The following is a 24468-nucleotide window of genomic DNA, read 5'->3' as shown; positions in this document are numbered from 1 at the left end:
TTTCCTTTTTTTAAGAATTAATAATTGAGTTTTGAATCTCTGTATACTCTTCGTTTGATAATTTTAACCTCTCATTTCTAAAATTCATATCTTCCATTTTATTTAAAGGAATCAGATGAATATGAGCATGAGGAACTTCCAATCCTACCACCGCGATGCCTACTCTTACACAGGGAATTGCTTTTTTGATTTTCTTAGCCACTTCCTGGGTAAAACCCCAAAGGTTTTTATAGTCCTCACTTTCCAGATCAAAAATCAGATCAACTTCTTTTTTCGGAACCACCAAAGTATGTCCTTTCACTAAAGGCATTGCATCCAAGAAAGCAATAAAGTTTTCATCTTCTGCAATTTTATAAGAAGGAATTTCGCCATTGATGATTTTTGTGAATATTGTACTCATTCTTATCAGATGTTAGATATTAGAAGTTTGATTTGAGTTTTACAGTGTGATTTCCAATACTTCGAAAGACAATTTGTTTCCGTTTGGTAAAACGATTTCTGCCGTTTCTCCTATCACCTTACCCAGCAAACCTTTTGCAATAGGTGTGTTTACGGAAATTTTTCCGCTTTTTAAATCACTTTCGTTATCCGGAACCAAAGTAAATACCTGCTCTTGCTTTGTCGCATTATTTTTAAGTCTCACAGTCGTTAAGATGGAAACTTTTGAAGTATCTAATTGGCTTTCGTCTATAATCTTAGAAGTTGATATAACATCCTTCAGCTTGGAAATTCTCATTTCAAGCATCCCCTGGGCTTCTTTAGCTGCATCATATTCCGCATTTTCAGATAAATCTCCTTTATCTCTGGCTTCTGCAATCTGCTGAGTAATTTTAGGTCTTTCCACAGTTTCCAACTGTTCCAGCTCAGCTTTCATTTTATCTAACCCCTCCTTTGTAACATAGCTTGCCATAATTTTCAAAATTTAGTTTTAGTATAAAAAAATAATCCGACATTTGCCGGACAATGTTTTCGTGTAATAATCGTTTAATTTTTACAAATATATAAAAATTTAAATTGAAATGAAAAAAACTTTTTCAATCTTATCTATTTTAACCTTACTGATAATCAGTAATTTAAGTATAAATTCTTGCAGCAACAGAGAAGACACCGTAAGTTGCTTTCCCAATACCCCAATCAATGTAACCCTAAACCTTAATCTTCCCGCTTATTTTGCTTTAAACCAAGTCGGGGGCTGGGTTTATATTAATGAACAACAATCCGGGACGAGAGGCTTAATTGTTGTAAGAGCTTCAGATTCTACTTTTAAAATTTATGACAGAAATGCACCTCATATCTGTCCGGACAGCAATACGACTCTTGAAGTCAAAGATAACATCAGTGTAGTATGTCCTAAAGACAACGCAAAATGGATCTTACTGACCGGACAGCCTACCGCTGTAGCCAATGTACCTCCAAAAACTTATCTGTATAATTATGATCCGGCTTCTAAAATATTAACCACTTATTATTAATATGAAAGTTGTTATACAGAGAGTTTCCGAAGCCAGTGTAAAGGTAGACGGGAAAGTAGTAGGAGAAATCGGCAATGGCTTTATGCTTCTGGTAGGTATTGATGAAAACGATGAAAAAGCTGATGCGGACTGGATTGTTCAGAAAATTTTAAACCTCAGGATTTTTGGAGACGAAGATGACAAACTGAATCTTTCGGTAAAAGATATTTCAGGAGAGATTTTATGTATCAGTCAGTTTACCTTAATTGCCGATTATAAAAAAGGCAACCGCCCTTCTTTTATCAAAGCAGCAAAACCGGATAAGGCCATTCCGTTATTTGATTATTTTAAAGATGAAATTGCAAAATCAGGACTGAAAACCGAAAGCGGAATTTTCGGTGCGGATATGAAGGTTTCGCTGATCAATGACGGCCCTGTAACTATTGTTATGGATTCAATCACTAAAAACTGATTTACATGTTTCTTAAATTTAAGTATTATTCATTTTTTATACTAATATTTTTTTCATCATACAGCATCGCGCAAAACCGGGAGAACGTTTTAAAAACAAAACTCGATTCAGTATTTTCACAAATATTTAAGGCTGATGAACCCGGCGGAAGTATTCTCATCCAGCAAGGTGATCAGGTTTTATATGAAAAATCTTTTGGGTTGGCGGATCTGAATACAAAAGAGAAATTTTCAGGCAAAACGGTTTCCAATTTAGGTTCGATTACCAAAACATTCGTGGCGTATGGCATTCTCATGCTTCAGGACAAGAAAAAGCTTTCTGTTGATGATAGCCTTTTAAAGTTTTTTCCGGATTTTAAAAATAAGGAAATTGCTTCGAAAATTAAATTACAACATCTTTTAACCCATACTTCAGGGCTTCCGGACAATAGGCATGTGGAAAGAGACAGTATTTTTTATCTGACAGCAAAAGATGAAGAAAATTTCAAACCATTAAAATCTGCAGATTCGTTAGAATTTGAGCCAGGCTCCAGATGGAATTATTCTAATCCTGCTTATAACGGACTGGCTTTAATCATTGAAAAAACAAGCAAGGATAAATGGCAGCATTTTATTGATAAAAATATTTTCCGACCTGCGGGAATGAAAAACAGTACCATTACCGATGGTGCCTATCCCAATAAAAATGTAGCGCATGGGTATATACTTAAAGATAAAGTTTATCAGGAATATGATTATGGTGAATGCCCTACTTTTGCTGCCGCAGGAAATGGCGGGGTCTGGAGCTCAATTGAAGATCTGAAAAAATACATTAAAGCTATTAATGAATGTAAATTCGCCGACTGCTCTGTGATACAATCTTCTAAGACGATCAAAATTCCTGACAACTGGAACAATGAAAAAAACATGTTTCATTCCGGGGTATGGTTTGTGCATAAAGGGTTTTATTCGGAAACTAAAACGGAAGAACAAGTGAATGTCATAGAACACGCTGGAGATCAGGGAGGTTTTAAATCCCACCTCATTATTATTCCGGAGAAAAATCTTTCAATCGTCTGGCTTACCAATAACAATACTTTTATTACCGGGCCTATTCGCAGGATATTATTACAATTAAAATATATCGATTAAAAACAAAAATGTCTTTCAGGATCTGAAAGACATTTTTTACAATAAACTTTTATAAAAATTATTTCGCAGGCACACTGCTGAAATTCATTGCTATTTTCAGATTCATATCTGAACTTGTCTGATTTTTCAATTCATAAACCGTTCTTACGGTTAATCCTGAACTTTTCACCACCTCATCTAAAAATCCGGTATCATTAATATCTAAATTCAGGCTTGAGCTGTCTGTAGAAATATTGGAGCGTGAAGCTACCAGTTTTTCACCGGTTCCGTTGGAAGAAACATATACTTTTATTGATTTAAAAGCACTTAAATTTCCTCCTGAAGGGCTTACTACGGATACTTTCGCATCAGAAATCCTTACATCTTTAATTTTTGCGTTATTATTTCCGCCAAACCATGTCTGTACATTGGAAGCGGTAGCGGTTGAAGAGACTTCTTTATCTGCAGGTACTCCTGTAGAGACCAAAACATTGGCGGTATACGGAAATGTATTCTGTACCAGTGACTGAACGGTTCCACAACTTACTAGAGCTACTGAAGCTACTGCTGCTGTTAAAAATATATTTTTCATAATGTAATTCTTTTTGGAATACCTTACAGAAATTATACCAAAGCTTAGTCTACCTGTATCGAAAAATTACCTTTTGTATTTCCAGAAGCCATATTACTTTTGCCGATAATTAACCAGACTTCGCCTTTACCGGGAATTTCATAGTTTATTTCTCTTCCAAAAGGGCCGTCGTATTCTCCGTTAGGTAATTTTATCTGATTGATCCGGATATTAAAATCTTTTTCTTTTGTTGAGATTGAGGCCTTAATGGACGGTTTTTCATAGTTGGTGATTTTTAAAACCAATTCCTGATTATCTTTTGTGAATTGCTCACCCAATGTGAAGGGAAGCTGTGAAGCATCGGCTGTTCTGATAATCTGGCCATCTTTCTCACTTCTCATTACTCCTTTACGCAAAACTTCTTTGGTAACGGGAGCATTATTGATGATCGAATCTTTTTTCCTGATTGCTGCAGAGTCAGCCTGGGATTCCGGCATAGGTTGTTCGTTTACGATGGTTGAATCTTTTCCAGTTGTTTCGCTCAGGTTGGCTTCCTTTTTACAGGCAATGACAATCAATGGGATTAACAATAAGGATTTTTTCATAATATTATTCATTTAAGGTTTCATAGTAAAGTATTTTTGACAGAAAAGTCGGGGACTCATATTGTTTTACTTTATTATGAATTTGTTTTTTTAAGCCTGCATTATTTTTTTGTTCGGCATATTTCAATAAATCTTTCTCACTGAAATTAGTTGACTTCAAATGATAGTCGAAATTAAAATCATTTCTTTTCATATTCTGAGAAGTTATAAAACCTCCCCAGTTGATGTAACTACAAGCCAAAATTGTTCCATAAAAATACCAGGTCATGGTGTTGAATAAAAATGCATTTCTTTTCTTTCTTTGAATTTTAATGAAAGTTGCCGCCAAACCGATCAATGATAAAATCAAAAATCCGTAGACTCCAAGCCTTTTATAAGTGAAGCCGTAATTCATGATATATTCTGAGTTTTTCAGCATCGCAGATATTATCAATACAGCATTCAGGAAGATCCAGATCTTTGCCAGGGTTTTCATCAGTCCGGCTTTAGGATCAAAATTAAAACTTGATTTAAAATAAAACATGATAACCAGAATCGCCATGATAATAGAGACAATGACTGCATTTACTCTTTCGTGGGTTTCTTCCGAAAGCTGGTTAGGTGTTTTACTCACTTCATAAAACTGTTCGTAATTATACGTAATGAGAAAGAAAATCAATAATATATTTAAACAGAATAAAGAAATCACACCGCTCATTCTTTCAGCATCCAGATCGAGAAAAGAATATGTAGGCTTGAGGGTTTTATTTCTATCCTGAAAATCATTATCCAGGACATGATTCTGTTTATAGACCAATTTTTCAACGGCATAATTCCAGTAATTAAAGGCAATAAAAGTTCCTAAAACAGTAATGAAGAGCAGCTGCCAGAAATTAATATCCCATTCGATATTGGTAAAAAGGTTGGCAAAATGATCACTTCCCGCCGAATAAACTCCAAAGAAAATTGCGATCAAGACTAAAGGAATCAGGACAAAAGCGAATATTTTCTGCCATATTCCTGAAATATTTCTTTTCGGAAGCCATTGATCAAAGCTGAAAAACCGGCAGATAAATGTAAAACAGTTGATTACAAAAACCGGAACCAGTAAAAGGGTTTTCATCTTTCTTTGTCGGGAACGGTAAGACAGCAATAAAAGCGAACTTACAACCGCCAGAAGTGAAGGAAAATCCCGATACCATGCAAAAGCAATGCTTGAAAGAATACTGGTGATAAAAAGGACAAGAAAAGTTTTGGTCCTGTTTTTTTCCGGTGTTTTATATCCGGTAAGCAAAGCATACAGAATTCCGATAATTCCAAGATTCAGACCTATATTTTCGTTATAAAAGACTACAATGAATAAGGCGGTTGTAAGAAATATATAATGATGTGTTTTCATGAGAGAGAAATTAGAAGTTAGAGGTTAGTATTTGGAAATTAGTAGTATACAGGGCTTTGTTTCTGTTGGATAAAGTCTTTCAGATGCTCAAAATTCTGCCACAATAATGTTTCAAAATCCCAATGATAAAAAGGCTTCATATTTTGACCTTTTTTAAATGCACCAATATACATTTTGATATATTCCGGGAGAATTAAAGTTCCTAAAACTATGGCAGCCAAAAGGTGGGCATTCATTTTTCCGTTTCCGAGAAGCAGATACTGCATCGCAATTTCATCTTCAAAATTGGTCCCGCAGCCTGTAATGAGATGATGAACGTCGTGATTTTCCATTTTAGGAATCATCGTGAAACCGTGACGTTTATAAAACTCACCCAGTTTTCTCCCCAGTGAGTCTTCCTGAAACTCTAGCAGTTGCTGCTGGCTGAACTGCCATTGTCTTTTTTTCTTTTTAAAATATTTCCGGTAGAGCTTCTGGGTTTTGTCGTACACGAAAAGCAAAAAGCGGACACGTAATTTTTTCATAGTTTTTATTATTTAGATTATATTAATTCCGATAACAGCATAAAGAATGACCATGGGATATTGAAAAATTTTCCTTTTTATGTTTATTTTCATTTATAAAACCAAAGAACTTTGAATTACAAAGTAAATTTTCAAAAAAATATAGAGATCATCTCCCTAATAATTTTTCCAAAGCATCCAAATGTTCTGTAAAAGCCTGTCTTCCGCTTTGGGTAACCCTGTAGGAAGTCTTCGGTTTTTTACCTACAAATTCTTTTTTCACTTCAATATAGCCGGCCTTTTCCAAGGCGTTACTGTGGCTGGCCATATTTCCGTCTGTAATTTCCAGCAGACTTTTCATTTCTGAGAAATCAACCCAGTCGTTGACCATAAGAACGGACATAATCCCCAGTCTCACACGGCTTTCGAATTCTTTATTGAGTTGATTTATATTAATCATAATGTCAGATCGTAGATTGCAGAATACAGGAAACAGATTTTCTGAGCCGCAAATTTAAATTTTATTTATATTTTTTATGCATAATCAGTCCGTAAACAATATGCAAAACACCGAATCCAAAGGCCCAGACCAACAATCCCCATCCTAAGAAGAATAAGGAAACCAATCCTAATGCAATCTGGCAATATCCTAAATATTTTACATCCGTTAAAGTATATCTTTCGGCATTCACCAGTGCCAGTCCGTAAAAAATCAATGTTGCCGGTGCCACCAAAGGAAAAAGATGATGATACAGTAATCCTAAGCATACAAAACCTCCTGTTACCAGAGGAACTGAGAATGTAATTAAAAGTCTTCTGGTGGTTGCATCCCAGATTTTCAAACCTTTCTTTTTACTTTTATCAGCCGTAAAGAAATATCCGCTGAGAATAGCCACTAATAAGATCAAAGTTCCGATGATAACCAATTCCCTGACCAATGCCGGACTGTAAATATTCCTGTCACCATCAAAATAATCAATTCCTTCTCTCTGAAAAACAAAATACACATACACTGCCCCTGCAATAGCAGCCAGACCGGCAAAAACTCCGGATAATCCGCTTAATGAAATAAACCTGGAAGAACGCTCCATCATGGAACGGATGTGTGACAGATCTTCGTGATAGTTTTTTGAATCCATATAAAAGAACTTTGAAATACAAAGTTATAATTTAATTTTAAACTTCAAAATAATTTTTAAAATTTTCACATTTATTTTTATTTCCCGTTCCAAGTAATTCTTAACTTTAGTAAAAACTAATATGGGAGTTATGAATAAAGAGATATTACGTTCGTTAATTTTCAGGCATCTGGATGGTATCGTTACAGCTCCGGTTGTTGCTTCATTAGTAAAAAAGGATATTCTCTGCTTTATCATTGACAAAGGCAAAATCACTTTAACCGAACTTACTCAAACATTCAAAGCTAATGAAGGCTATCTTAATGTAGCATTACGAACATTGGCCTCTCAGGGATTTTTAGGGTATGCCATCAATAAGGAGAATGACGAGATCATTGTTTCAAAAAACGCCAAAACCCAATACCTGCAAAAGTACTCCCCGCTTTATTTTAAAGCGATTGCTTTTCAAAAAAAATCCGCCAATATCAAAGAACAGATTACTGACAGCTTGTTTATTGATGATTTTACCCAACTCACTCAGTCTATCAAAGACAATTTCGGAATTACATTTTCGGAAGAACCCGATGAAAGAAAGATTCAGGAACAAATTATCAAGCATATTGAAGGCTGCATTATCGGTCCTCTTATTGTTTATCTGGGAATGACAGGTATGTTTCATAAATATTTTATGGAAACTTCTTTTCAGGCCACTGAGTTTCACAAAAACTATGAGAATTTTGAGGTTATTTTAGATTTTCTTACCTACTTGGGTTGGTTTAAAAAATCAGGAGATAATTACAAATTTACAGAAACCGGGATTTATTTTGCCAAAAGGGCCGCCTCTTACGGTGTTACGGTTTCCTATCTTCCGCTTTTGAACCGAATGGATGAGCTTTTATTTGGAAATGCTTCCAGGCTGAGAGATGTTGAAGAAGGTGAAGACGAAATTCATGTAGACAGGGCTATGAATGTCTGGGGAAGCGGTGGTGCCCATTCCAATTATTTCAAAGTGGCCAATGACTTTATTATTAAGATCTTTAATCAGCCTATTCATCTGCAGCCCAAAGGTGTTCTTGACATGGGTTGCGGAAACGGAGCTTTTATCCAGCATATTTTTGAAACTATTGAAAGATATACGCTCCGCGGAAAAATGCTTGAAGAATATCCGCTGTTCCTGGTGGGTGCAGATTACAATCCGGCCGCGTTAAAAGCTACGAGAGCCAACCTCATCAATAATGATATCTGGGCAAAAGTGATCTGGGGCGATATCGGTAATCCTCAAAAGCTTGCCGAAGACCTGAAAGAAAATTATGAAATTGAGCTTTCAGACCTGCTGAATATCAGAACTTTCCTGGATCATAACAGAGTATGGAAAACTCCTGACAATATTTCTACAAAAAGAATAAGTACTTCAACCGGAGCTTTTGCTTACAAAGGAAAAAGGTTATCCAATACCCTCGTTGAGGAAAGTTTAAAAGAACATCTTGAACTCTGGCTTCCCTATATAAGAAAAAACGGGCTTCTGATTATTGAGCTTCATTCTTTAGATCCTAAACTGACCAGTGAAAATATCGGAAAGACGGCAGCTACAGCGTATGAAGCCACTCACGGATTTTCTGATCAATATATCCTGGAAATAGATGTTTTCAGAAAAATATGCATGGAAACAGGGCTGAATATTGATAAAGATCTTTTCAGGAAATTTCCGGATTCTGAGCTGGCAACAGTCTCTATTAATTTATTAAAGATGTAATTAATATTATCATGGCAGATATTTCAATTGATTATTCTCAGATACAGCTGCAAGAAAATATTCCTTTGAGTGAAGAAGAAATCAACCGTATAGCCATTCAAAAAAGAGATTTCTTTAAAGATACTCCGGGTATTTTATTAGCAGGCATCATTATCATTGCACTTATTGCCGCCTTTGTTTTAAAAGATGAATTTATCAATTTTAAACCCTATCATTATGTGGCAGGCATCTGCATTCTGATGACCTTTTATTTCTTTTGTTATTTTGGCATATGGCTTATCTATAAATATTCAGTAAAGAACTGGGAAAAAGATATTAAAGACGGCAAAAACCAGCTGACAAGTATCGTAACTTACCGTCATACAACTGAAAATGATGAATACATTATTACTTTTGCAGGACGACACAAACATGAAAAAATAAAACTTCCGGTTGAGAAAATCTATTATAACCACTATAAAATAGGAACAAGAGTGACTGTAACCTATTTAAAATACAGTAAAATAGTACTTACTCTTAATGAGAATCCATAAAAAAAGTATTGAATGATTTTCAATACTTTTTTATTTTTATTTAGCTCTCAGTCTTTCTTTGATGGATTCAATATTTTTCTTGGCTGAGTCTTCGAGAATTAAACTTGCACTCATATGAATTCTTGCCGGCATCAGCTCGTTAAAATGATCGGTTCCTTCCCACGACACTTTTTTAATTAAAGCCAGAGCTTCACTGCTTCTTGATGCTAAGGTCGTCATGAATTTTTCCAGATTAGCGTCCATCTCCTGAATGTTTTCCGAAACAGAATGATAGATATTATGCTGCTCAGCCCAATCTGCCGATCTGAAATCTGCATCGATTGCCATTGCCGAGAACTGGGATTTTCCTATTTTTCTTTCTACATACGGTCCGATTACAAATGGCCCGATCCCCAAATTAATTTCTGTCAAAGCCAATGCAGAGTCTTTTGTCGCAAAACAATAATCGGCACCACAGGCAATTCCTACTCCACCACCGGTTGTTTTCCCCTGCACTCTTACGACTACAATTTTACCGCAGTTTTTCATAGCGTTCAAAACTTTGGCAAAACCTCCGAAAAATCGGGTGGAAGCTTCCAACTCATCAATCGCTAAAAGCTCATCAAAACTTGCTCCTGCACAAAAAGCTTTTTCGCCTTCACTTTTTATAAGAATGGCTTTAACCTCATCTTTTGCTCCTTCGTCAAGGATGGTCTGAGCCAGTTTTTCCAGAATTGCTCCGGGAAGAGAATTGCTTTTCGGAGTGCCGAAAGTAATTTCAGCGATATTGTTTTTAAGTTCTGATGCTACGAATTCGTTCATTTTTATTTTTATATTGGATTGACACAAAAATAGTAAATACAGCCTGTTAACGAAAATTAAAGCGATAATAAAATAAGTTTTAAACAGATTCTCTTATTCATACGGTTTCAAGCGACAGATTTCCTTTACGTAAAAATACGGAATCCCCAATTTGGTATTTTCTACTCTACCTTCAGTTTTGTTTAAGTCGTTCCTTTGGGATATACAAAAACTATTAACGGCGGAATCCGAAAAGCCACGAACAGAGTAGGAGCATTTAAAAACTGAAAAACTAATTATTATGGAAGAATACATAGGTATTGTAAAACTATTTGCAGGAAATTTTGCACCTAAAGGCTGGATGTTCTGTGACGGGAGAATCATAAGCATCGCTCAAAACACGGCTTTATTCTCTCTGCTGGGTACAACATATGGCGGTGACGGCGTAACAACTTTTGCTTTACCAAACTTAATCGGACGTATGGCTTTAGGAGCCGGAACTTCACAAGGGAAATTCTATCCGCCGGGAATGGTTGCAGGAAACGAACAAACAACTTTATTAGCACAAAATTTACCTAGTATAAGCGGTGGATTTCAATTTAAAGTAGCTAACAAAAATGCTAACTCCGCAACACCTACTTCAGCGTCAGCCATTGGTATTACAGGAACACAGGTAGGAAGAGATTTTAATGCAGTACCAAGTTTTGTAAATGATTCAAATCCTGATACGGCAGTTAACGGACAGTCTGTTTCTTATGTAGGCCAGAATATCCCGATCAATAATATGCCACCTTACCTTGGATTGAACTATATCATCTGTGTAGCCGGTATTTACCCTCCAAGAGATTAATTATTACTACTATTTACTACTATAAATTTAAAACAACATTATCATGAAAAGAGCATTTTTATTAAGTATTTGCAGTCTGCTCATTTCTATTTTTTCTTTTGCGCAGACAAGTACAGAAGTATTCGAAACGGAATCCCACGGCAGCCCAAGTTTTACGGATAACGGAGTGATTTTTAACATCATCTCTCATGTAGGAACTTTTGACATCCAGGGGAATTATCCGGGAACAGGATGGAACGGAACAGCCATTGATAACAGATACATTGACAATTCCAATGACGCTGCATCACCACCTTCCTTCAGTATTAAAACGACTTCAAATTTATTTAAGGTCAACAGGTTCTGGATGTATTTATCTAAACTGAACCTGGATCTGAATGCTGCAGGAACACTTACCGTAACCGGGAAACTGAGTGGGGTAACAAAATTTACCCAGACTAAAACAACAGGTTTTGTAACGTCTATAGCTCCAACAAACGGATATACATTGATTGATTTAACCAATCTGAACGGACAGAATTACTCCAATATTATCATTGATGAATTGCAGATAACTTTAGGCGGAGAATTTCGCTATGCAGGTTTTGATGCTTTCACATGGGTAAAAGACAGCAATATCGTACTGGCGACCAATGATGAAAAAACAGCTGAAAAAGGGCTTAGTATTTATCCGAACCCTACAAGCGGTCCATTGTCAATTAAGGCTAAAGAAAGTTCCAGACTTAATATTTACAGTGAATCCGGACAGCTTGTTAAAAGTACAGATGTAAGAGCAGGGGTAAATGAGATTAATATTTCTGAACTTCCGAGCGGAGTATATATCCTGAAATCTTCCACAGAATCTTATAAAGTCATTAAGAAATAATAGAACTCTATTTCCTTTAAGTCATTTTCTGAACCACAAAAAAACTAAAACCATGAAAACTTTTACCCAAAACTGGATGAGCCATCTCAACGGAAGTAAAAAGCTCTCAGAACTGACGATACCGGGAACACATGACAGCGGTGCCTATAATACAAGTTTAGCGGCTGCCAAATGTCAGACGATGAGCCTTACAGAACAGCTTAATGCAGGAATCCGTTTTCTGGATGTACGTCTGAAACGTGGATATGATGCCGATAAAGACCATGTGTTATGGGTTTATCACGGGATTGTAGATATGGACATCAGCTTTAACGGAAGTGTGCTTGGATTTTGCAGGCAGTTTCTTTCCGAGAATAGCTCTGAAACGATTATTATGTCCATTAAAAATGAATCCAACCCGAAAGGTGATTCCGATAAGGATAAGTTTTATAACGACTTTGTGATTGCGATCAGCCAATTTCCGGGATTATTTTATACCGAAGACAGAATTCCGACACTGGATGAAGTAAGAGGCAAAATTGTTCTGGTACGTAGATTCGGTTTAGGAACAAAGCCTTCTATCGGTCTTGATCTTTACGATAACTGGCCGGAAGATTCCAGCAACTACTTTCAAAACTACGGAAATACCTATTATGTACAGGATGTTTATTACAGCTGGTCAAAGGGAACAGACAAAGCCAATAAATTTAATGAATATGTAAAAAACGGTTTGATTGCCGCTTCCGGCGGAGATCCTAAGACCTTATTCTTTAATTTTACAAGTGCAACAGGAGTTAGCGGTGGAGTTCTGCCATTTTCGTCTACTCCCAAAGATCTGGCTGAAGTTGTAAATCCGTTATTTTTCCAATACCTGAAAGATCATTCTAAAGGAAGATACGGAATTATCCCAATGGATTTCCCGAATAATTATCCTGATAACAGCCAATTGATACAAAGCATAATTTCCTGTAATGAGCTCAATGTAACTACAGCTGTTTAAACAGTACAGGAATGGAATGAACTGAAAAAAGTCCCCGTTCTATGATTCTAATACATAAATGATAAAATCCCCTGAATTATTCGGGGGATTTGTTTTTTAATGCTAAAATATACTTATCGATATAGAATTGCTTTTCTTTCGATTTATACTGCTGGATATATCTCGGATGTTCCAGAATGGTCATGATATCGAAAAGTTTTGCTTCCTTGTTGAGCTTAGCAATAAAATCTGCATTCTTCTTTCCCAGGACAAAAACTTCTGAAGTATCCAGATTCAGGCTGATGTGTTTTTTTAAAGAATCAATCATAAAATCTTTTACGTCTTCAAACAGCTTTTTATCATCATAATAATTGGCATTCAGCCATCCGCTTTTAGTCTTCCTTACAATCGCCAGCGGAAAAGGTGAATTGATATAAAAATCTTTGTAGAATTCTTTCGCACCACCATATTCTTCAATCATATCGTAGATAAATACAGAAGAAATTTCATGAGTATGAGCAGATTTCATCGGAATACCACAAACACTTTCCAAACGTTTTGTATCGGTAAACGGAACTCCTGTCACCCCGGCGCCATGACGGCTCGGATTGATTCCGATAATGAATTTCCTTGGGTTTGAATCATTATAATACTGATGATAAAAGTTTCCCATAACTTCCATCGTTTCGGGATTATCCAGATAAGGATTAAGCACTTCAAAACTTTCGGGAAGATCTCCTTCATAGCTGAGGTTTTTATTGAACTCAATGACATTATCCGCAAAAATCTTATTCATGAAATTATTTATTATTTTAAAGATAATATTTTTAGTTTTAATGGAAAAAGAGATACAAGTAATTCAAATAAGCTTCTGATATTCGGTTTATTTTGCTAACTTCGTTTTCAATGAAAAGAATAATGCCGCTGGTCATTTCATAGTATCAATTCGTTAATATTTTTTGATCAATGATTGGAATTATAATTGAGCTTATCATTTCGTGGCTCCTCCTCAAGTTCGGGGCAAAAAAGGATCTTTCTGTTTTAGGATTTAAGCCCAACCAAACAAGACTGCTTCATTGGAGCATTGGTTTTCTTTTGGCCGCAGCGATTTGCAGTCTTTATCATATCATGACAACAGCATTTATCAATAACGGCTGGATACTGAATAAGCAATTAACATTCTCTACGGCATTAATGAGCTCATGGTGGGTACTAAAGTCCGTATTGTTTGAAGAATTGCTTTTCAGAGGTGCTTTACTTTATTTGGCTATTGAAAAATGGGGAAGTACTAAAGCCTGTATTTTTTCAGCAATCTGTTTTGGCATCTATCACTGGTTTTCTTATAATGCTTTCGGAAATCCTTTTCAGATGGGAATTATTTTTGTGATGACCGCCATCTTTGGGTGGATGCTGGCAGTATCCTTTGCTAAAACGAAATCTCTGTACCTTCCTATAGGTCTCCATCTGGGCTGGAATTTGTTTAATATTGTCGTATTCTCGAACGGCCCGCTAGGCAAACAGCTTTTTATGAAAGCTAATGAGAGCCATCTTGAAGGAATTCCCTCACTGCTCGTTTTTGTATTCCAAATATTTGCATTGCCGCTTTTAATGTATGGATATTTTAAGCTTAAGAACCGAATAAAAAAGCAGCTCCAATTTCTTGAAACTGCCTTGAAAATTTATATGTATGTATTTTTAATTAATCTGAAGGTAAAGCACATTCCCAACAAGCATTATTTCAGCGGTAATACCTCCGGCGGTAATGCTTGTATTTGCTAATCCCGAACAACCAAAGCCTAAAGTATATTCCTGACCGTTTGGAGCCTGAATTTTAACGCGGGACCATCTTACAATATCGGCATCCGCTGAATTAATATATTGACCAAGCCCTAAATCATAAAGCTGATCAAAATTTTCACCGACGAGGTGCCACACATCTATGGGCAGGTAAGTCCCCGGATCGTTGGTCTTGTTATGCAGCCCATATGCCACCGATTGCCCCGCCGGTAAAACAACCGGAGATTCATTGTAAATAATAGGAACACAATCCTGAGCAGCTGCAGCAGAGTTACTATAGATAACAAACGGAATATCATATGACGAAAAATTTGTTATTTTAATGTCATTGGTCTGAGCGTATGAAAAAACACTTAAAAAAAGTAAGAAAAATGAAGTTATATATTTCATGATCGTTGTTTAAATGGTTAGTTTTTAGCAGTACGAAAGCCTGTATTTGCAATATAAATATCCAAAGCCCAATTGATGACCGCATTTTTATCGTTTCCCGTTTTCTCATCTATTTCCGGATCGCTTATTCCTGTAGATTTTATAAGTGCTTTTGCTGATGGCACGAGCAGGTCTTTTCTACGCTCACTTATTTGCGGGAAATTTTTTGCTCTTGCCTCCTGAGCATCAGGCTTGTTTTCAGGTTTGTTTAAATTCTGTAAGGCACTTTTAAAGTTCCGTAAAGCTTCAGCCTGCTGATTTTCCTGAGAAATGGCAGACAAAGTGTCGTTACTGCATGATGCAAGAGACAATGCACATGCCATAATTAAAATTGCTTTTTTCATAGTAATTTTTAACTTTTAATTGTAATAAAAATATAAAATTTAAATCAATACATCTAAATATTGTGAATAAAAATTATTTATAAGTAATTTTAAATTAAAAAAATTACTTATTTACCGCTTATATCTTAATAAAATAGAAATCCCTTTCAGTAAAAACCAAAAGGGATATGAATTATATTTTTATTTGAATTAAATCAATCCAAACTGTTCAAAATGATGGGTAAAGTGCTTTCTGTGCATCAGTTCCCACATTTCTTTATTTAATTTTCCGAATACGAAATTCATATGCTCTGCCTGAGGGTTTTCTTTATAGTAAATAGAAAATCTCTTCAGATTATCAAGGAAAGACTGTTTCGCAGTTTCCAGATTTTTATGTCTTAAATCCAGCAAAGTATCGTCTTCAGCCAGGAAAGGTGCAGGGAAATCTTTCGGCATTTTTCTATGGTTATAAAGTGAATCCTGCCATTTTTCCAGTTGCTCTTCAGGAGTAAAGCATTTTTCAGCTTCCGGCTCGCCTAAACTTACCAAGACACCATGCTCCAGATGCTCAATCATTTGTTGAGGAGACATTTTGCCCCAATTTGACAGTGTATTTTCAGTTAAACCATTTAGAGCCTTCTGAATGGTTTTTAAGTTTAAATCAATGAAAGGAGAATGCTTTGCCACCAATGTTAAAATAGTCGCTACACAAACCACCTCATCTCTTTGATTGACAACCTCAACCAGCCATTTCACTACACCGGAAGGAATATTTCTACCTTTTACACCTCTGTTGATCTTCTCTTTCGCCGTTAGATAAACTGTAATGGTATCGCCTGCATAAACCGGCTTAAAGAATGAGCAGTTTTCCAGACCGTAGTTAGCGATAACCGGTCCTTTTTTACCTGAAACAAATAATCCTGCTGCTGCGGAAAGAATGAAGTATCCGTGAGCAACGGTCTTATCAAAAATAGTTCCCGTTAAACTTGTTGCATCCGTGTGTGCATAGAAATGATCCCATGACACATTGGAGAAATTAACTATATCTGCATCTGTAACCGTTCTTCCTGCCGTTTCCAGAGAATCTCCGACTTCAACATCTTCAAAATATTTCTGGAAAGGATGTTTGTCTGCAAATTTTTTCTCTGCACCCTGCTGATATATTTTTGTAATCGCCGTTAAAATATCCGGAGACCCTTGAATCGCAGTTTTCTGAAGGAAGAAATGAAGACCGTTTAAGCCGCCCATTTCTTCACCGCCTCCTGCTCTGCCCGGTCCGCCGTGCATTAACGTGGGAAGTGGCGACCCGTGACCTGTGCTTTCTTTGGCATTGTCTCTGTTTAACACGAAAATCCTACCGTGTTGGGAAGCCATTTTCCATGAAGTTTCAGCAACAAACTGATCATCATGAGAAATGATGGATCCTACCAGACTTCCTTTTCCTTTTTTAGCCAACGCTGCAGCTTCCTCAGCATCTTTGTATGGCATTAAGGTAGAAACAGGACCGAAAGCTTCTACATCGTGAGAGATATTTTTTTCGAAAGGCTTGTCATTTAAGAATAATTTAGGGCTCATAAATGCTCCGTTTTCATAGTTGGCATCTACAAGCTCATGTTGTCCGTCATAGACAAGCTCAGTTTCTGTTTTTAGGATATTTATTTTTCTTACTACTTCGTCAAACTGCTGTTTCCCCACCAAAGATCCCATTCTGGTTTCCCTGCTGAGCGGGCTTCCGATCTTAGTCTGATCTAAGGCTTTGGATAAAGCATTCTGAACATCACCGATTAAGTGCTCAGGAACAATAATTCTTCTGATTGCGGTACATTTCTGACCGGCTTTTGTGGTCATTTCGTTACGAACCTCTTTGATGAAAAGATCAAACTCTGGAGTCCCCGGTTTTGCATCCAGGCCAAGGATTGAGCAGTTTAAAGAGTCTGCCTCCATATTGAAACGGACCGCATTCCCAGCAACCGATGGTAAAGATTTTAATTTTCTGCCTGTATTCGCAGAACCTGTAAACAATACGGAATCTCCATCCTGAACATAGTCCAGAATATTTCCGGGCTCACCGCAAACCAATTGGATGGCACCTTCCGGAAGAACACCGCTTTCTATCATATCCTGAAAAACCGCATTGGTTAGGTAAGAACCAAATGGAGACGGTTTTACAATTGAAGGAACACCGGCCAATAATGAGGTTGATAATTTCTCCAACATCCCCCAAACCGGGAAGTTGTATGCATTGATCTGAACAGAAACTCCTTCGCTTGGCGTTAAAATATGAGCTCCCAGAAAAGTTCCGTTTGCTGAGATTTTCTGTGTTTCCCCATCTACCCAGAACGGTGTATTGGGAAGCATTCTCTTCGCCAGCCCTGAATAGGTGAAGAAGGTACCGAAACCACCTTCAATATCTACCCATGAATCTGTGTGGGTTGCCCCTGTTTTATATGATAATTCGTAATATTTTTTCTTTCTTTCCAACAGGTAAAGCGCTACTTTTTTCAGCATTTCTCCACGATCATAGAAAGTCATGGAAGACAGGTTTTTATACCCTACCGTTCTTCCGTAATCAAGCGCCTGCTCAAAATTCAGTCCTTCCGTATCTGAAACAGCTACCTGCTCTCCTGTCACGGCATTGTACAAAGGAATTCCGTTTCCGGTACCTTCTACCCATTGTCCGTAGATATAGTTTTTTAACTTTTCCATATAGTATTTGATTTAACAATGTATCAATGTAACAGTTTCAATGACAAGAGCCGTTATATTTGATACTTTTCATTATTAGATTTATTTATTTTTATTCTTTAGTTTCAGAGCTTCTTCCAAGGTGTAGTTTTTCAGCACAAAATCATTCCCGAAAAGATTCTTGGAGTACTCCTCAATCGTTTCAGAAAATCCGGCTTCTTTTCTTAAACTGTTTACTTCCTTAAAGTTTTTAATGGGCCAGATTAATGATATCATTTCCGTTTTTCCATTTTCTGTAACCTTAAAAGAAGTTCCCTGTGTTCCGTAAATCTGTTCTTTTTCTTCCTGTAAAAGCTGTCTGTCCAGCATCATCGCATATAATCTGAAGGGTATTTCTTTTTCTTCAGCAGCCTTTTTAATAACAGGCATATACTGATTGATTTTGGGCGAATGCTGAATAACCAGCCATGCCGTTTTGTTTTCAGGTTCGCCTACCAAAGATTTCCCGGGGTAGCCATATTTTGCTATAATTTTTTCAATTTTAGCAAGGTTTTCTTCATCCTGCTTAATCATGACCTTACTGATTCCAACTGTTACATCTTCTTCTGTAAGATTTTTTGTTTTCATAATTTCCTGCTTTCTTTCAGGAGTGATATTGGATTGAACCAGCTCCCGATATATCTGATCATCATTATCAATCCGGGCCAATTCATTTTTAAGCTCAATATTTATCTGCTTATTCTCAGGTTTCTGAGCATTTATAAAAACAGAAATGAAGATGGCAAAAAATAAATATTTCATATGAATTAATTTAACAATATATCAGTTTAAACAGTTTACCAATGATCAGATCTATTTCGGATCCTGATAAGGAAAGAGCTTTACCAGTCCTTCATACAAACTTCTGTGAAGAATTGTTGCGTGATTATCTGTTTCCATCATTTTATATTCTACCGTCCAGTTTTTCTTATTTGATTTTTTAAGAGTATCATAGAATGTTTCTGCATCTTTTACCATCACCGGATGTTCACCTTTCCCTACAGAAACATAAACAAATTTCTTAGTGTCAGGAATTTTTGATAACAGCTGACCGGCCTGTTTTAAAAGGCTCTCATCATCCCACCATAAACTCGGACTGATGATAAAATAATTGTTGAACATTTCAGGTTTCTTCAGTAAAATTTCCGTTGCCAGAAGTCCACCCAAAGATTGTCCGAACAAATAGGTATCAGTGGTTTTAAACTGATTTTCAACGTAAGGCTTTAATTCTTTTTCAAGAAAATCAATGAACTTATCCGAATGTCCTGTAGTAGGATAATCTTTCTGTAAATCTTTCAGGTCCGTATGAAAGGTAAAATCCCTTTTCCTGTCGATATTGGCAATTCCAACCACGATTGTTTCCGGCATGGAATACATTTGATTAAAGAACTGCACCAATCCTGAGACATGTATAAAATCTTCATTCATACTTCCATCCAGAAGATAGATCACGGGATATGATTTCGTTTTATCAAAACCCTGAGGCAGATAAATATTCAGCTTTCTTTCTTCATTTAAGACCTTGGATTTTAATGTCCTTACTTCTCCGATAGTCAAGGGCTGTACAGCTCCATTCTGCGCTAAAATTGTATAATTAAATGCAAACAGAAAACTGTAGCATATAAGAATCTTTTTGATCATTTTTTATTAAATATTAACTAATTTCAAAACCTCTTCATCAAAACCTCATGGATTTCAGAAACCTATGTTGTTTAATTTAATTGAGATATTATTTCACATCATCCCAGATGCTGTAATCTACAATTTTTGTTGGTGTCTGCTGAACGTATTCGGAGAAGGGTTCACAAGGTAGTATAGCTTCTTTACCTTCTCTTGCCAGTTCCTGATAGAGCTTTGTCCCTTCTGTTTTCCAACGGATCATTTCATCAGAAACATCACGAATGATTTTTGCAGGGCTTCCTACGATTAATTTTCTCGGTTCACATTTAAAATTAGCCGGAACAAAAGCCAGAGCCCCAACAATACATTCATTCCCGATAACTGCTTTATCCATCACTACAGCATTCATTCCCACCAGGCAGTTTCTTCCGATATGCCCGGAATGGATAATCGCGCCATGCCCGATGTGTGCAGATTCTTCTAAAATAGTTTCAATATTCGGGAATACATGAAGTGTACAGTTTTCCTGAACATTGGCTCCATCTTTTATAATGATTTTACCCCAGTCACCACGGATTACCGCATTCGGACCGATATAAACTTCTTCACCAATCTCTACATTTCCGATAATCACCGCCTGTGGGTGAATATAAGCACTGGGTTTTATGATGGGGCGGATGCCGTGATATGAGTAGATGTTCATTTTATTTAATTTGAGAATGTATTAATGTAGCAATATAACAATGTACCAGTTTACCATTTAAATGCTTACAGCATGACACAGAACGATTGGTACATCGTTGCATTAAAAAGCTATACTTTTTCGATTACCATTGCATATCCTTGTCCGACTCCTATACAAAGGGTACACAAAGCATATTTTTTATCCTGTTTCTGAAGCTCTATTGCTGCTGAACCAATGATTCTCGCCCCTGAAACTCCAAGTGGATGGCCGATTGCAATAGCTCCCCCGTTAGGATTCACTCTTGAATCATCATCCTTTAAACCTAAACTTCTTGTTACCGCTAAAGATTGGGCTGCAAAAGCTTCGTTTAATTCGATAATATCCATATCATCTAATGAAAGATTCAGTCTTTTCAATAGTTTTTGAGTAGCTTCAACAGGTCCGATTCCCATAATTCTCGGCTCAACACCAGCTACGGAAGATCCTAAAATTTTAGCTTTTGGTTTTAAACCATATTTTTTTACGGCTTTTTCACTTGCTAAAATAAGTGCAGCAGCTCCGTCATTCATTCCTGAAGCATTTCCGGCAGTTACCGTACCTTCTTTTCTGAAAGCAGGACGAAGTTTCCCCAAACCTTCCATAGAAGATGTCGGCTTGATAAATTCATCTTTATCGAAAACTTTAGGTTCGCCTTTTTTCTGTGGAATTTCAACTTTTACAATTTCTTCTGCCAGTCTTCCGTTTTCCTGTGCTTTTGTAGCTTTCTGCTGAGACCAAAGGGCAAATTTATCCTGATCTTCTCTGCTGATATGATGCATTTCGGCTAAGTTTTCGGCAGTCTCTCCCATTCCGTCGACACCATACAATTCTTTCATTTTCGGATTAACAAATCTCCATCCGAAAGTGGTATCAAACATCTGGCTGTCTCTGCCGAAAGCAGATCCCGGTTTTGACATTACATACGGAGAACGGGTCATATGCTCTACACCTCCGGCAATATAGATTTCACCTTCACCTGCAGCAATTGACCTGAATGCATTGGCAACAGCCGACATCCCGGAAGCACATAGTCTGTTTACCGTTTCACCTCCAATTTTATAAGGGAGACCCGCCAACAAAAGAGCCATTCTCGCTACGTTACGGTTATCTTCCCCGGCCTGGTTGGCACATCCGAAAATAACATCTTCAATTTCCTCAACAGGAACTTCAGGGTTTCTTGCAACAATTTCTTTAATAACTACTGCTGCCAGATCATCAGCTCTTACTTCCGATAACCCTCCCTGCAATTTTGAGATGGGAGTTCTGACATAGTCTATGATGTATACGTTATTCATTTTTACTTATTTAACATTGTATCTGTTCGGAAATGTAGCAATTGGATTGGTAGATTGGTACATTTTCAAATTGATACATTTTATTTATAGTTCTGTTACTTTTTTTCCGATTTTATAAACTGTTCCGACGAACTTTGCAACCAGTTCCTGATTTTGATTGGTAATCTGGATGTCGTAAACAGCTGTTTTTCTTGTATCATTCACCAACTTACTTTCGGCTCTGAAAATATCGCCTTCTTTTCCGGCTCTGGTAAAATTGATGATACAGTTTAGTGCGACTGCCGCATCTCCGGTATTATTGGATGAGAATGCCAACGCAGAATCTGCGAAAGCAAATGTAACTCCACCGTGAACGGTTTTAAGTCCATTAATCATATCTTTCTTAATGGGCATTTCTATTAAACAATAATTTTCTTTTACATCGATCATTTTGATATTCATCCATTGGGAAAAATAATCCTGACCGAACATATAATCTGCAACTTGTCTTGGCGTCATAATTTTTTAATATAACAATTTAGCAGTCAACCAGTTTACCAATGTTTTACAGATTGTTACATTGGTAAACTGATACATTGTACATTTCTATAGTTTATGAAGTAACGGGCTTTGTCTGTATCTTTCTTCCTGATATTCTCCGTAAAGATTTTGCAGGGTTTCGGAAATTTTTGAATAACCAATCTCTTTTCCCCAGCCCAATAATCCTTTCGGATAGTTGACTCCTTTCTGCATCGCCAGTTCGATGTCTTCATCATTGGCAACGCCTAATCTTTTGGCTTCAACCGCTTCGTTGATCAGCATTGAAATAATTCTTAAAAAGATCTGCTGATATAGTGCATCATCCTTTTGGGCAACCGGTTTTTCAGCTCCTTCGGAATAATCATAGAAACCTTTTCCTGTTTTTCTGCCGTGAAGTTTTGCCTCAGACATACGCTGTTGTAATAAAGACGGCTTGTATTTCGGATCGTAGAAATAATCTTTATAAACGGTAGTGGTTACTGCAAAATTTACATCAACACCAATTAAATCCATCAATTCAAACGGACCCATTTTAAAGTTCCCGATTGTTCTCATTGCTTCATCTACCTGCTCGGGAGTTGCAATATTTTCTTCAACAATTCTTAAGCCTTCGCCGTAGTAAGGACGGGCAATTCTGTTAACGATAAATCCGGGAATATCTTTGGCAATTACAGGCACTTTTCCCCATTCTTTCATGAGGTCATACATTTTTTGTGCTAAAGATTTTTCAGTAAGTAAGGACGGAATTACCTCAACTAATGGCATTAAGGGAGCCGGATTGAAAAAGTGAATTCCGATGAAGCGTTCCGGCTTTTTTAATTCTGCTCCTAAAGAGGTAATGGAAATGGATGATGTATTGGAACTGATGATACAGTTTTCAGAAACATAGTTTTCAAGCTCTGTAAAAACCCTGGTTTTGATTTCTTTATTTTCGATGATTGCTTCGATCACCAGTTCTGAATTTTTTAAATCCTGCAGAGTCTCACCTTTAACGATATTATTTCTGATTTCGGTTGCCTTTTCCTGGGCAATTTTAGCTTTTTCAACTAATTTCTGAAGTGTTTTCTCCAGGCCTGAAAGTGCTTTATCAATTTGTGCAGTCTGTGCATCGTATACAACTACTTTACATCCTGCCGTTGCAGCTACCTGAGCGATTCCTATGCCCATGGTTCCTGCACCAATAATTCCAATATTGTTCATGTTTGTATTATGTAAAATGTACAATGTAAAATGTATTTAATTGCAATGTACTTTGTACAGCTTACATTTTACATTGTACAGTTTTTTATTTTCCTTTATAATCAGGTTTTCTTTTCTGTAAAAAGGCGTTTACACCTTCTATAAAATCTTCTGTTTCTGCTGCTTCCTGTTGCAGGTCACCTTCTAGCTCAAGCTGTTCTTTCAATGTATTGTTGTACGACTGGGCAAAAGCTTTTTTAGTTAATTTAATCGCAGCAGTAGGCATATTAGCCATTTTTTCTAAAATTTCCATTGATTTCGGAGCAAACTCTTCTTCAGTGAAGACTTCAGCCACCAAACCATAAGATTTAGCTTCTTCAGCGTATAGTTTCTTACCTGTGAAAGCTAAATAATTAGCTAATTGTCTTCCCAATAATTTGGGTAAGAAATAAGTACCTCCCGTATCAGGAATCAACCCGATATTTGAAAATGCCTGGGCAAAATAAGATTTGTCTACTGCCAAAACAAAGTCAGAAATCAAAGCCAACATAGCTCCGGCTCCCACTGCAGGGCCGTTTACCAAAGCAATAACAGGTTTTCTGCAATGTGTGATTTCTGTAACCAGCGGATTGTAATAATCCACTACAATTTTTCTGATGATATCATTATCATGGTGCTCATTGCCCTGTACGAAAGCATCATCCAGGTTCTGACCGGAACAAAAGGCTCTTCCTCTTCCGGAAATTGCGACACATCTTACGGTTTCATCTTCATTGCAAGACTTTATAAAATCTTTCAGGTCTGATAAAGATGGCTTTGTAAGAGCGTTCATCGTTTCCGGCTGATTGAGGTAAGCAATTTTAAGTTTTCCGTCAAAATGCGTTTCAATGTCAAGTTGTGTATACATAGTTT

The 24468-nt window shown here is 36.8% G+C and carries 29 protein-coding genes; 9 read left to right on the top strand and 20 right to left on the bottom strand.

Annotation, left to right across the window (positions count from 1 at the left end):
• Positions 1-10: 10 nt before the first annotated feature.
• Both AB8P06_RS04250 and greA read right to left on the bottom strand, forming a co-directional pair.
• On the bottom strand, positions 11-400 hold the full coding sequence (locus tag AB8P06_RS04250) for an HIT family protein (protein ID WP_369838294.1): 390 nt from the start codon (positions 398-400) through the stop codon (positions 11-13).
• Positions 401-439: 39 nt separating this feature from the next.
• Positions 440-910 (bottom strand): transcription elongation factor GreA, encoded by a 471-nt coding sequence (gene greA / locus AB8P06_RS04245; RefSeq protein WP_007846916.1) that lies wholly within the window; start codon positions 908-910, stop codon positions 440-442.
• A gap of 109 nt (positions 911-1019) precedes the next feature.
• On the opposite strand from greA, the gene AB8P06_RS04240 reads away from it, so the two are divergent.
• Genes AB8P06_RS04240 through AB8P06_RS04230 form a run of 3 tightly spaced genes read left to right on the top strand, consistent with a single transcriptional unit; the run spans position 1020 to position 3053 of the window.
• A complete protein-coding gene (locus AB8P06_RS04240) occupies positions 1020-1472 on the top strand; it encodes a hypothetical protein (RefSeq protein WP_369838292.1) in 453 nt (150 codons plus the stop codon).
• A 1-nt stretch (position 1473) separates the two neighbouring features.
• Positions 1474-1923, top strand: a complete 450-nt coding sequence (gene dtd / locus AB8P06_RS04235) for a D-aminoacyl-tRNA deacylase (RefSeq protein WP_369838290.1) — start codon at positions 1474-1476, stop codon at positions 1921-1923.
• A 5-nt stretch (positions 1924-1928) separates the two neighbouring features.
• On the top strand, positions 1929-3053 hold the full coding sequence (locus AB8P06_RS04230; RefSeq protein WP_369838288.1) for a serine hydrolase domain-containing protein: 1125 nt from the start codon (positions 1929-1931) through the stop codon (positions 3051-3053).
• A gap of 58 nt (positions 3054-3111) precedes the next feature.
• Here AB8P06_RS04230 and AB8P06_RS04225 read toward each other — a convergent pair whose 3' ends face one another.
• The 6 genes from AB8P06_RS04225 to AB8P06_RS04200 all read right to left on the bottom strand — a co-directional run bounded on the left by AB8P06_RS04225 (position 3112) and on the right by AB8P06_RS04200 (position 7228).
• Positions 3112-3624, bottom strand: coding sequence for a hypothetical protein (locus AB8P06_RS04225; RefSeq protein WP_369838286.1), 513 nt, complete (start codon positions 3622-3624; stop codon positions 3112-3114).
• 44 nt (positions 3625-3668) lie between these two features.
• Entirely contained in the window at positions 3669-4208 is a 540-nt protein-coding gene (locus AB8P06_RS04220; protein ID WP_369838284.1) for a hypothetical protein, read from the bottom strand.
• A 4-nt stretch (positions 4209-4212) separates the two neighbouring features.
• Complete coding sequence (locus AB8P06_RS04215; RefSeq protein ID WP_369838282.1) at positions 4213-5586, bottom strand: DUF4153 domain-containing protein; 1374 nt, start codon at positions 5584-5586, stop codon at positions 4213-4215.
• 38 nt (positions 5587-5624) lie between these two features.
• Positions 5625-6110 carry a Coq4 family protein gene (locus AB8P06_RS04210; RefSeq protein ID WP_369838279.1) on the bottom strand — a complete coding sequence of 162 codons (486 nt, stop codon included), beginning with the start codon at positions 6108-6110 and terminating at the stop codon, positions 5625-5627.
• Positions 6111-6258: 148 nt separating this feature from the next.
• Complete coding sequence (locus tag AB8P06_RS04205; protein WP_369838277.1) at positions 6259-6549, bottom strand: winged helix-turn-helix domain-containing protein; 291 nt, start codon at positions 6547-6549, stop codon at positions 6259-6261.
• A gap of 61 nt (positions 6550-6610) precedes the next feature.
• Positions 6611-7228 carry a hypothetical protein gene (locus tag AB8P06_RS04200; RefSeq protein WP_369838275.1) on the bottom strand — a complete coding sequence of 206 codons (618 nt, stop codon included), beginning with the start codon at positions 7226-7228 and terminating at the stop codon, positions 6611-6613.
• Between the two features lie 130 nt (positions 7229-7358).
• On the opposite strand from AB8P06_RS04200, the gene AB8P06_RS04195 reads away from it, so the two are divergent.
• Entirely contained in the window at positions 7359-8960 is a 1602-nt protein-coding gene (locus tag AB8P06_RS04195) for a class I SAM-dependent methyltransferase (protein ID WP_369838273.1), read from the top strand.
• An 11-nt stretch (positions 8961-8971) separates the two neighbouring features.
• Positions 8972-9493 carry a hypothetical protein gene (locus AB8P06_RS04190; RefSeq protein ID WP_369838271.1) on the top strand — a complete coding sequence of 174 codons (522 nt, stop codon included), beginning with the start codon at positions 8972-8974 and terminating at the stop codon, positions 9491-9493.
• Positions 9494-9529: 36 nt separating this feature from the next.
• Here AB8P06_RS04190 and AB8P06_RS04185 read toward each other — a convergent pair whose 3' ends face one another.
• Entirely contained in the window at positions 9530-10294 is a 765-nt protein-coding gene (locus AB8P06_RS04185) for an enoyl-CoA hydratase/isomerase family protein (protein WP_369838269.1), read from the bottom strand.
• Positions 10295-10574: 280 nt separating this feature from the next.
• Between AB8P06_RS04185 and AB8P06_RS04180 the strand changes: the two genes are divergently transcribed.
• The 3 genes from AB8P06_RS04180 to AB8P06_RS04170 are packed head-to-tail and all read left to right on the top strand — an operon-like array spanning position 10575 to position 12967.
• Positions 10575-11123 (top strand): phage tail protein, encoded by a 549-nt coding sequence (locus AB8P06_RS04180; RefSeq protein ID WP_369838268.1) that lies wholly within the window; start codon positions 10575-10577, stop codon positions 11121-11123.
• A 43-nt stretch (positions 11124-11166) separates the two neighbouring features.
• Positions 11167-11988, top strand: coding sequence for a T9SS type A sorting domain-containing protein (locus AB8P06_RS04175; RefSeq protein ID WP_369838267.1), 822 nt, complete (start codon positions 11167-11169; stop codon positions 11986-11988).
• A gap of 52 nt (positions 11989-12040) precedes the next feature.
• Positions 12041-12967, top strand: a complete 927-nt coding sequence (locus tag AB8P06_RS04170) for a phosphatidylinositol-specific phospholipase C (protein ID WP_369838264.1) — start codon at positions 12041-12043, stop codon at positions 12965-12967.
• 76 nt (positions 12968-13043) lie between these two features.
• Here AB8P06_RS04170 and AB8P06_RS04165 read toward each other — a convergent pair whose 3' ends face one another.
• Complete coding sequence (locus AB8P06_RS04165; protein WP_369838262.1) at positions 13044-13742, bottom strand: SMUG2 DNA glycosylase family protein; 699 nt, start codon at positions 13740-13742, stop codon at positions 13044-13046.
• 170 nt (positions 13743-13912) lie between these two features.
• Here AB8P06_RS04165 and AB8P06_RS04160 point away from each other — a divergent pair, with 170 nt between their 5' ends.
• Positions 13913-14725 carry a CPBP family intramembrane glutamic endopeptidase gene (locus tag AB8P06_RS04160; protein ID WP_369838259.1) on the top strand — a complete coding sequence of 271 codons (813 nt, stop codon included), beginning with the start codon at positions 13913-13915 and terminating at the stop codon, positions 14723-14725.
• On the opposite strand, the gene AB8P06_RS04155 is transcribed toward AB8P06_RS04160, so the two are convergent.
• From AB8P06_RS04155 to AB8P06_RS04110, 10 genes are all read right to left on the bottom strand, one after another.
• Positions 14642-15133 (bottom strand): hypothetical protein, encoded by a 492-nt coding sequence (locus AB8P06_RS04155; protein ID WP_369838257.1) that lies wholly within the window; start codon positions 15131-15133, stop codon positions 14642-14644. The genes AB8P06_RS04160 and AB8P06_RS04155 overlap by 84 nt on opposite strands.
• A gap of 17 nt (positions 15134-15150) precedes the next feature.
• Positions 15151-15516 (bottom strand): hypothetical protein, encoded by a 366-nt coding sequence (locus AB8P06_RS04150; protein WP_369838254.1) that lies wholly within the window; start codon positions 15514-15516, stop codon positions 15151-15153.
• A 189-nt stretch (positions 15517-15705) separates the two neighbouring features.
• Complete coding sequence (paaZ, locus tag AB8P06_RS04145) at positions 15706-18201, bottom strand: phenylacetic acid degradation bifunctional protein PaaZ (protein WP_369838251.1); 2496 nt, start codon at positions 18199-18201, stop codon at positions 15706-15708.
• A gap of 81 nt (positions 18202-18282) precedes the next feature.
• Positions 18283-18981 carry a DUF6624 domain-containing protein gene (locus AB8P06_RS04140; protein ID WP_369838249.1) on the bottom strand — a complete coding sequence of 233 codons (699 nt, stop codon included), beginning with the start codon at positions 18979-18981 and terminating at the stop codon, positions 18283-18285.
• A 51-nt stretch (positions 18982-19032) separates the two neighbouring features.
• On the bottom strand, positions 19033-19860 hold the full coding sequence (locus AB8P06_RS04135; RefSeq protein WP_369838246.1) for an alpha/beta hydrolase: 828 nt from the start codon (positions 19858-19860) through the stop codon (positions 19033-19035).
• Positions 19861-19948: 88 nt separating this feature from the next.
• Positions 19949-20542: an acyltransferase gene (locus AB8P06_RS04130; protein WP_369838243.1), complete on the bottom strand. Its 594-nt coding sequence runs from the start codon at positions 20540-20542 to the stop codon at positions 19949-19951.
• 110 nt (positions 20543-20652) lie between these two features.
• On the bottom strand, positions 20653-21858 hold the full coding sequence (gene pcaF / locus AB8P06_RS04125) for a 3-oxoadipyl-CoA thiolase (protein ID WP_369838240.1): 1206 nt from the start codon (positions 21856-21858) through the stop codon (positions 20653-20655).
• A gap of 84 nt (positions 21859-21942) precedes the next feature.
• Complete coding sequence (locus tag AB8P06_RS04120) at positions 21943-22356, bottom strand: PaaI family thioesterase (RefSeq protein ID WP_369838237.1); 414 nt, start codon at positions 22354-22356, stop codon at positions 21943-21945.
• Positions 22357-22443: 87 nt separating this feature from the next.
• Entirely contained in the window at positions 22444-23577 is a 1134-nt protein-coding gene (locus tag AB8P06_RS04115) for a 3-hydroxyacyl-CoA dehydrogenase NAD-binding domain-containing protein (RefSeq protein WP_369838234.1), read from the bottom strand.
• Positions 23578-23662: 85 nt separating this feature from the next.
• Positions 23663-24463: an enoyl-CoA hydratase/isomerase family protein gene (locus AB8P06_RS04110; RefSeq protein ID WP_369838232.1), complete on the bottom strand. Its 801-nt coding sequence runs from the start codon at positions 24461-24463 to the stop codon at positions 23663-23665.
• Between the last annotated feature and the right edge of the window lie 5 nt (positions 24464-24468).

This window comes from Chryseobacterium tongliaonense (assembly GCF_041224435.1).
Lineage (GTDB): Bacteria > Bacteroidota > Bacteroidia > Flavobacteriales > Weeksellaceae > Chryseobacterium > Chryseobacterium tongliaoense.
This window is presented reverse-complemented; position numbering and strand designations above follow the sequence as displayed.

Excerpts from the sequence above, each read along its gene's own strand:
- AB8P06_RS04210 (WP_369838279.1), bottom strand. The coding sequence starts at position 6,110 with ATGAAAAAATTACGTGTCCGCTTTTTGCTTTTCGTGTACGACAAAACC.
- AB8P06_RS04155 (WP_369838257.1), bottom strand. The coding sequence starts at position 15,133 with ATGAAATATATAACTTCATTTTTCTTACTTTTTTTAAGTGTTTTTTCA.
- AB8P06_RS04185 (WP_369838269.1), bottom strand. The coding sequence starts at position 10,294 with ATGAACGAATTCGTAGCATCAGAACTTAAAAACAATATCGCTGAAATT.
- AB8P06_RS04175 (WP_369838267.1), top strand. The coding sequence starts at position 11,167 with ATGAAAAGAGCATTTTTATTAAGTATTTGCAGTCTGCTCATTTCTATT.
- AB8P06_RS04200 (WP_369838275.1), bottom strand. The coding sequence starts at position 7,228 with ATGGATTCAAAAAACTATCACGAAGATCTGTCACACATCCGTTCCATG.
- AB8P06_RS04215 (WP_369838282.1), bottom strand. The coding sequence starts at position 5,586 with ATGAAAACACATCATTATATATTTCTTACAACCGCCTTATTCATTGTA.
- dtd (WP_369838290.1), top strand. The coding sequence starts at position 1,474 with ATGAAAGTTGTTATACAGAGAGTTTCCGAAGCCAGTGTAAAGGTAGAC.
- AB8P06_RS04190 (WP_369838271.1), top strand. The coding sequence starts at position 8,972 with ATGGCAGATATTTCAATTGATTATTCTCAGATACAGCTGCAAGAAAAT.
- AB8P06_RS04120 (WP_369838237.1), bottom strand. The coding sequence starts at position 22,356 with ATGACGCCAAGACAAGTTGCAGATTATATGTTCGGTCAGGATTATTTT.
- AB8P06_RS04110 (WP_369838232.1), bottom strand. The coding sequence starts at position 24,463 with ATGTATACACAACTTGACATTGAAACGCATTTTGACGGAAAACTTAAA.
- AB8P06_RS04180 (WP_369838268.1), top strand. The coding sequence starts at position 10,575 with ATGGAAGAATACATAGGTATTGTAAAACTATTTGCAGGAAATTTTGCA.
- AB8P06_RS04130 (WP_369838243.1), bottom strand. The coding sequence starts at position 20,542 with ATGAACATCTACTCATATCACGGCATCCGCCCCATCATAAAACCCAGT.
- AB8P06_RS04150 (WP_369838254.1), bottom strand. The coding sequence starts at position 15,516 with ATGAAAAAAGCAATTTTAATTATGGCATGTGCATTGTCTCTTGCATCA.
- AB8P06_RS04160 (WP_369838259.1), top strand. The coding sequence starts at position 13,913 with ATGATTGGAATTATAATTGAGCTTATCATTTCGTGGCTCCTCCTCAAG.
- AB8P06_RS04250 (WP_369838294.1), bottom strand. The coding sequence starts at position 400 with ATGAGTACAATATTCACAAAAATCATCAATGGCGAAATTCCTTCTTAT.
- greA (WP_007846916.1), bottom strand. The coding sequence starts at position 910 with ATGGCAAGCTATGTTACAAAGGAGGGGTTAGATAAAATGAAAGCTGAG.
- AB8P06_RS04165 (WP_369838262.1), bottom strand. The coding sequence starts at position 13,742 with ATGAATAAGATTTTTGCGGATAATGTCATTGAGTTCAATAAAAACCTC.
- pcaF (WP_369838240.1), bottom strand. The coding sequence starts at position 21,858 with ATGAATAACGTATACATCATAGACTATGTCAGAACTCCCATCTCAAAA.
- AB8P06_RS04170 (WP_369838264.1), top strand. The coding sequence starts at position 12,041 with ATGAAAACTTTTACCCAAAACTGGATGAGCCATCTCAACGGAAGTAAA.
- AB8P06_RS04205 (WP_369838277.1), bottom strand. The coding sequence starts at position 6,549 with ATGATTAATATAAATCAACTCAATAAAGAATTCGAAAGCCGTGTGAGA.
- AB8P06_RS04240 (WP_369838292.1), top strand. The coding sequence starts at position 1,020 with ATGAAAAAAACTTTTTCAATCTTATCTATTTTAACCTTACTGATAATC.
- AB8P06_RS04115 (WP_369838234.1), bottom strand. The coding sequence starts at position 23,577 with ATGAACAATATTGGAATTATTGGTGCAGGAACCATGGGCATAGGAATC.
- AB8P06_RS04225 (WP_369838286.1), bottom strand. The coding sequence starts at position 3,624 with ATGAAAAATATATTTTTAACAGCAGCAGTAGCTTCAGTAGCTCTAGTA.
- paaZ (WP_369838251.1), bottom strand. The coding sequence starts at position 18,201 with ATGGAAAAGTTAAAAAACTATATCTACGGACAATGGGTAGAAGGTACC.
- AB8P06_RS04230 (WP_369838288.1), top strand. The coding sequence starts at position 1,929 with ATGTTTCTTAAATTTAAGTATTATTCATTTTTTATACTAATATTTTTT.
- AB8P06_RS04140 (WP_369838249.1), bottom strand. The coding sequence starts at position 18,981 with ATGAAATATTTATTTTTTGCCATCTTCATTTCTGTTTTTATAAATGCT.
- AB8P06_RS04195 (WP_369838273.1), top strand. The coding sequence starts at position 7,359 with ATGAATAAAGAGATATTACGTTCGTTAATTTTCAGGCATCTGGATGGT.
- AB8P06_RS04135 (WP_369838246.1), bottom strand. The coding sequence starts at position 19,860 with ATGATCAAAAAGATTCTTATATGCTACAGTTTTCTGTTTGCATTTAAT.
- AB8P06_RS04220 (WP_369838284.1), bottom strand. The coding sequence starts at position 4,208 with ATGAAAAAATCCTTATTGTTAATCCCATTGATTGTCATTGCCTGTAAA.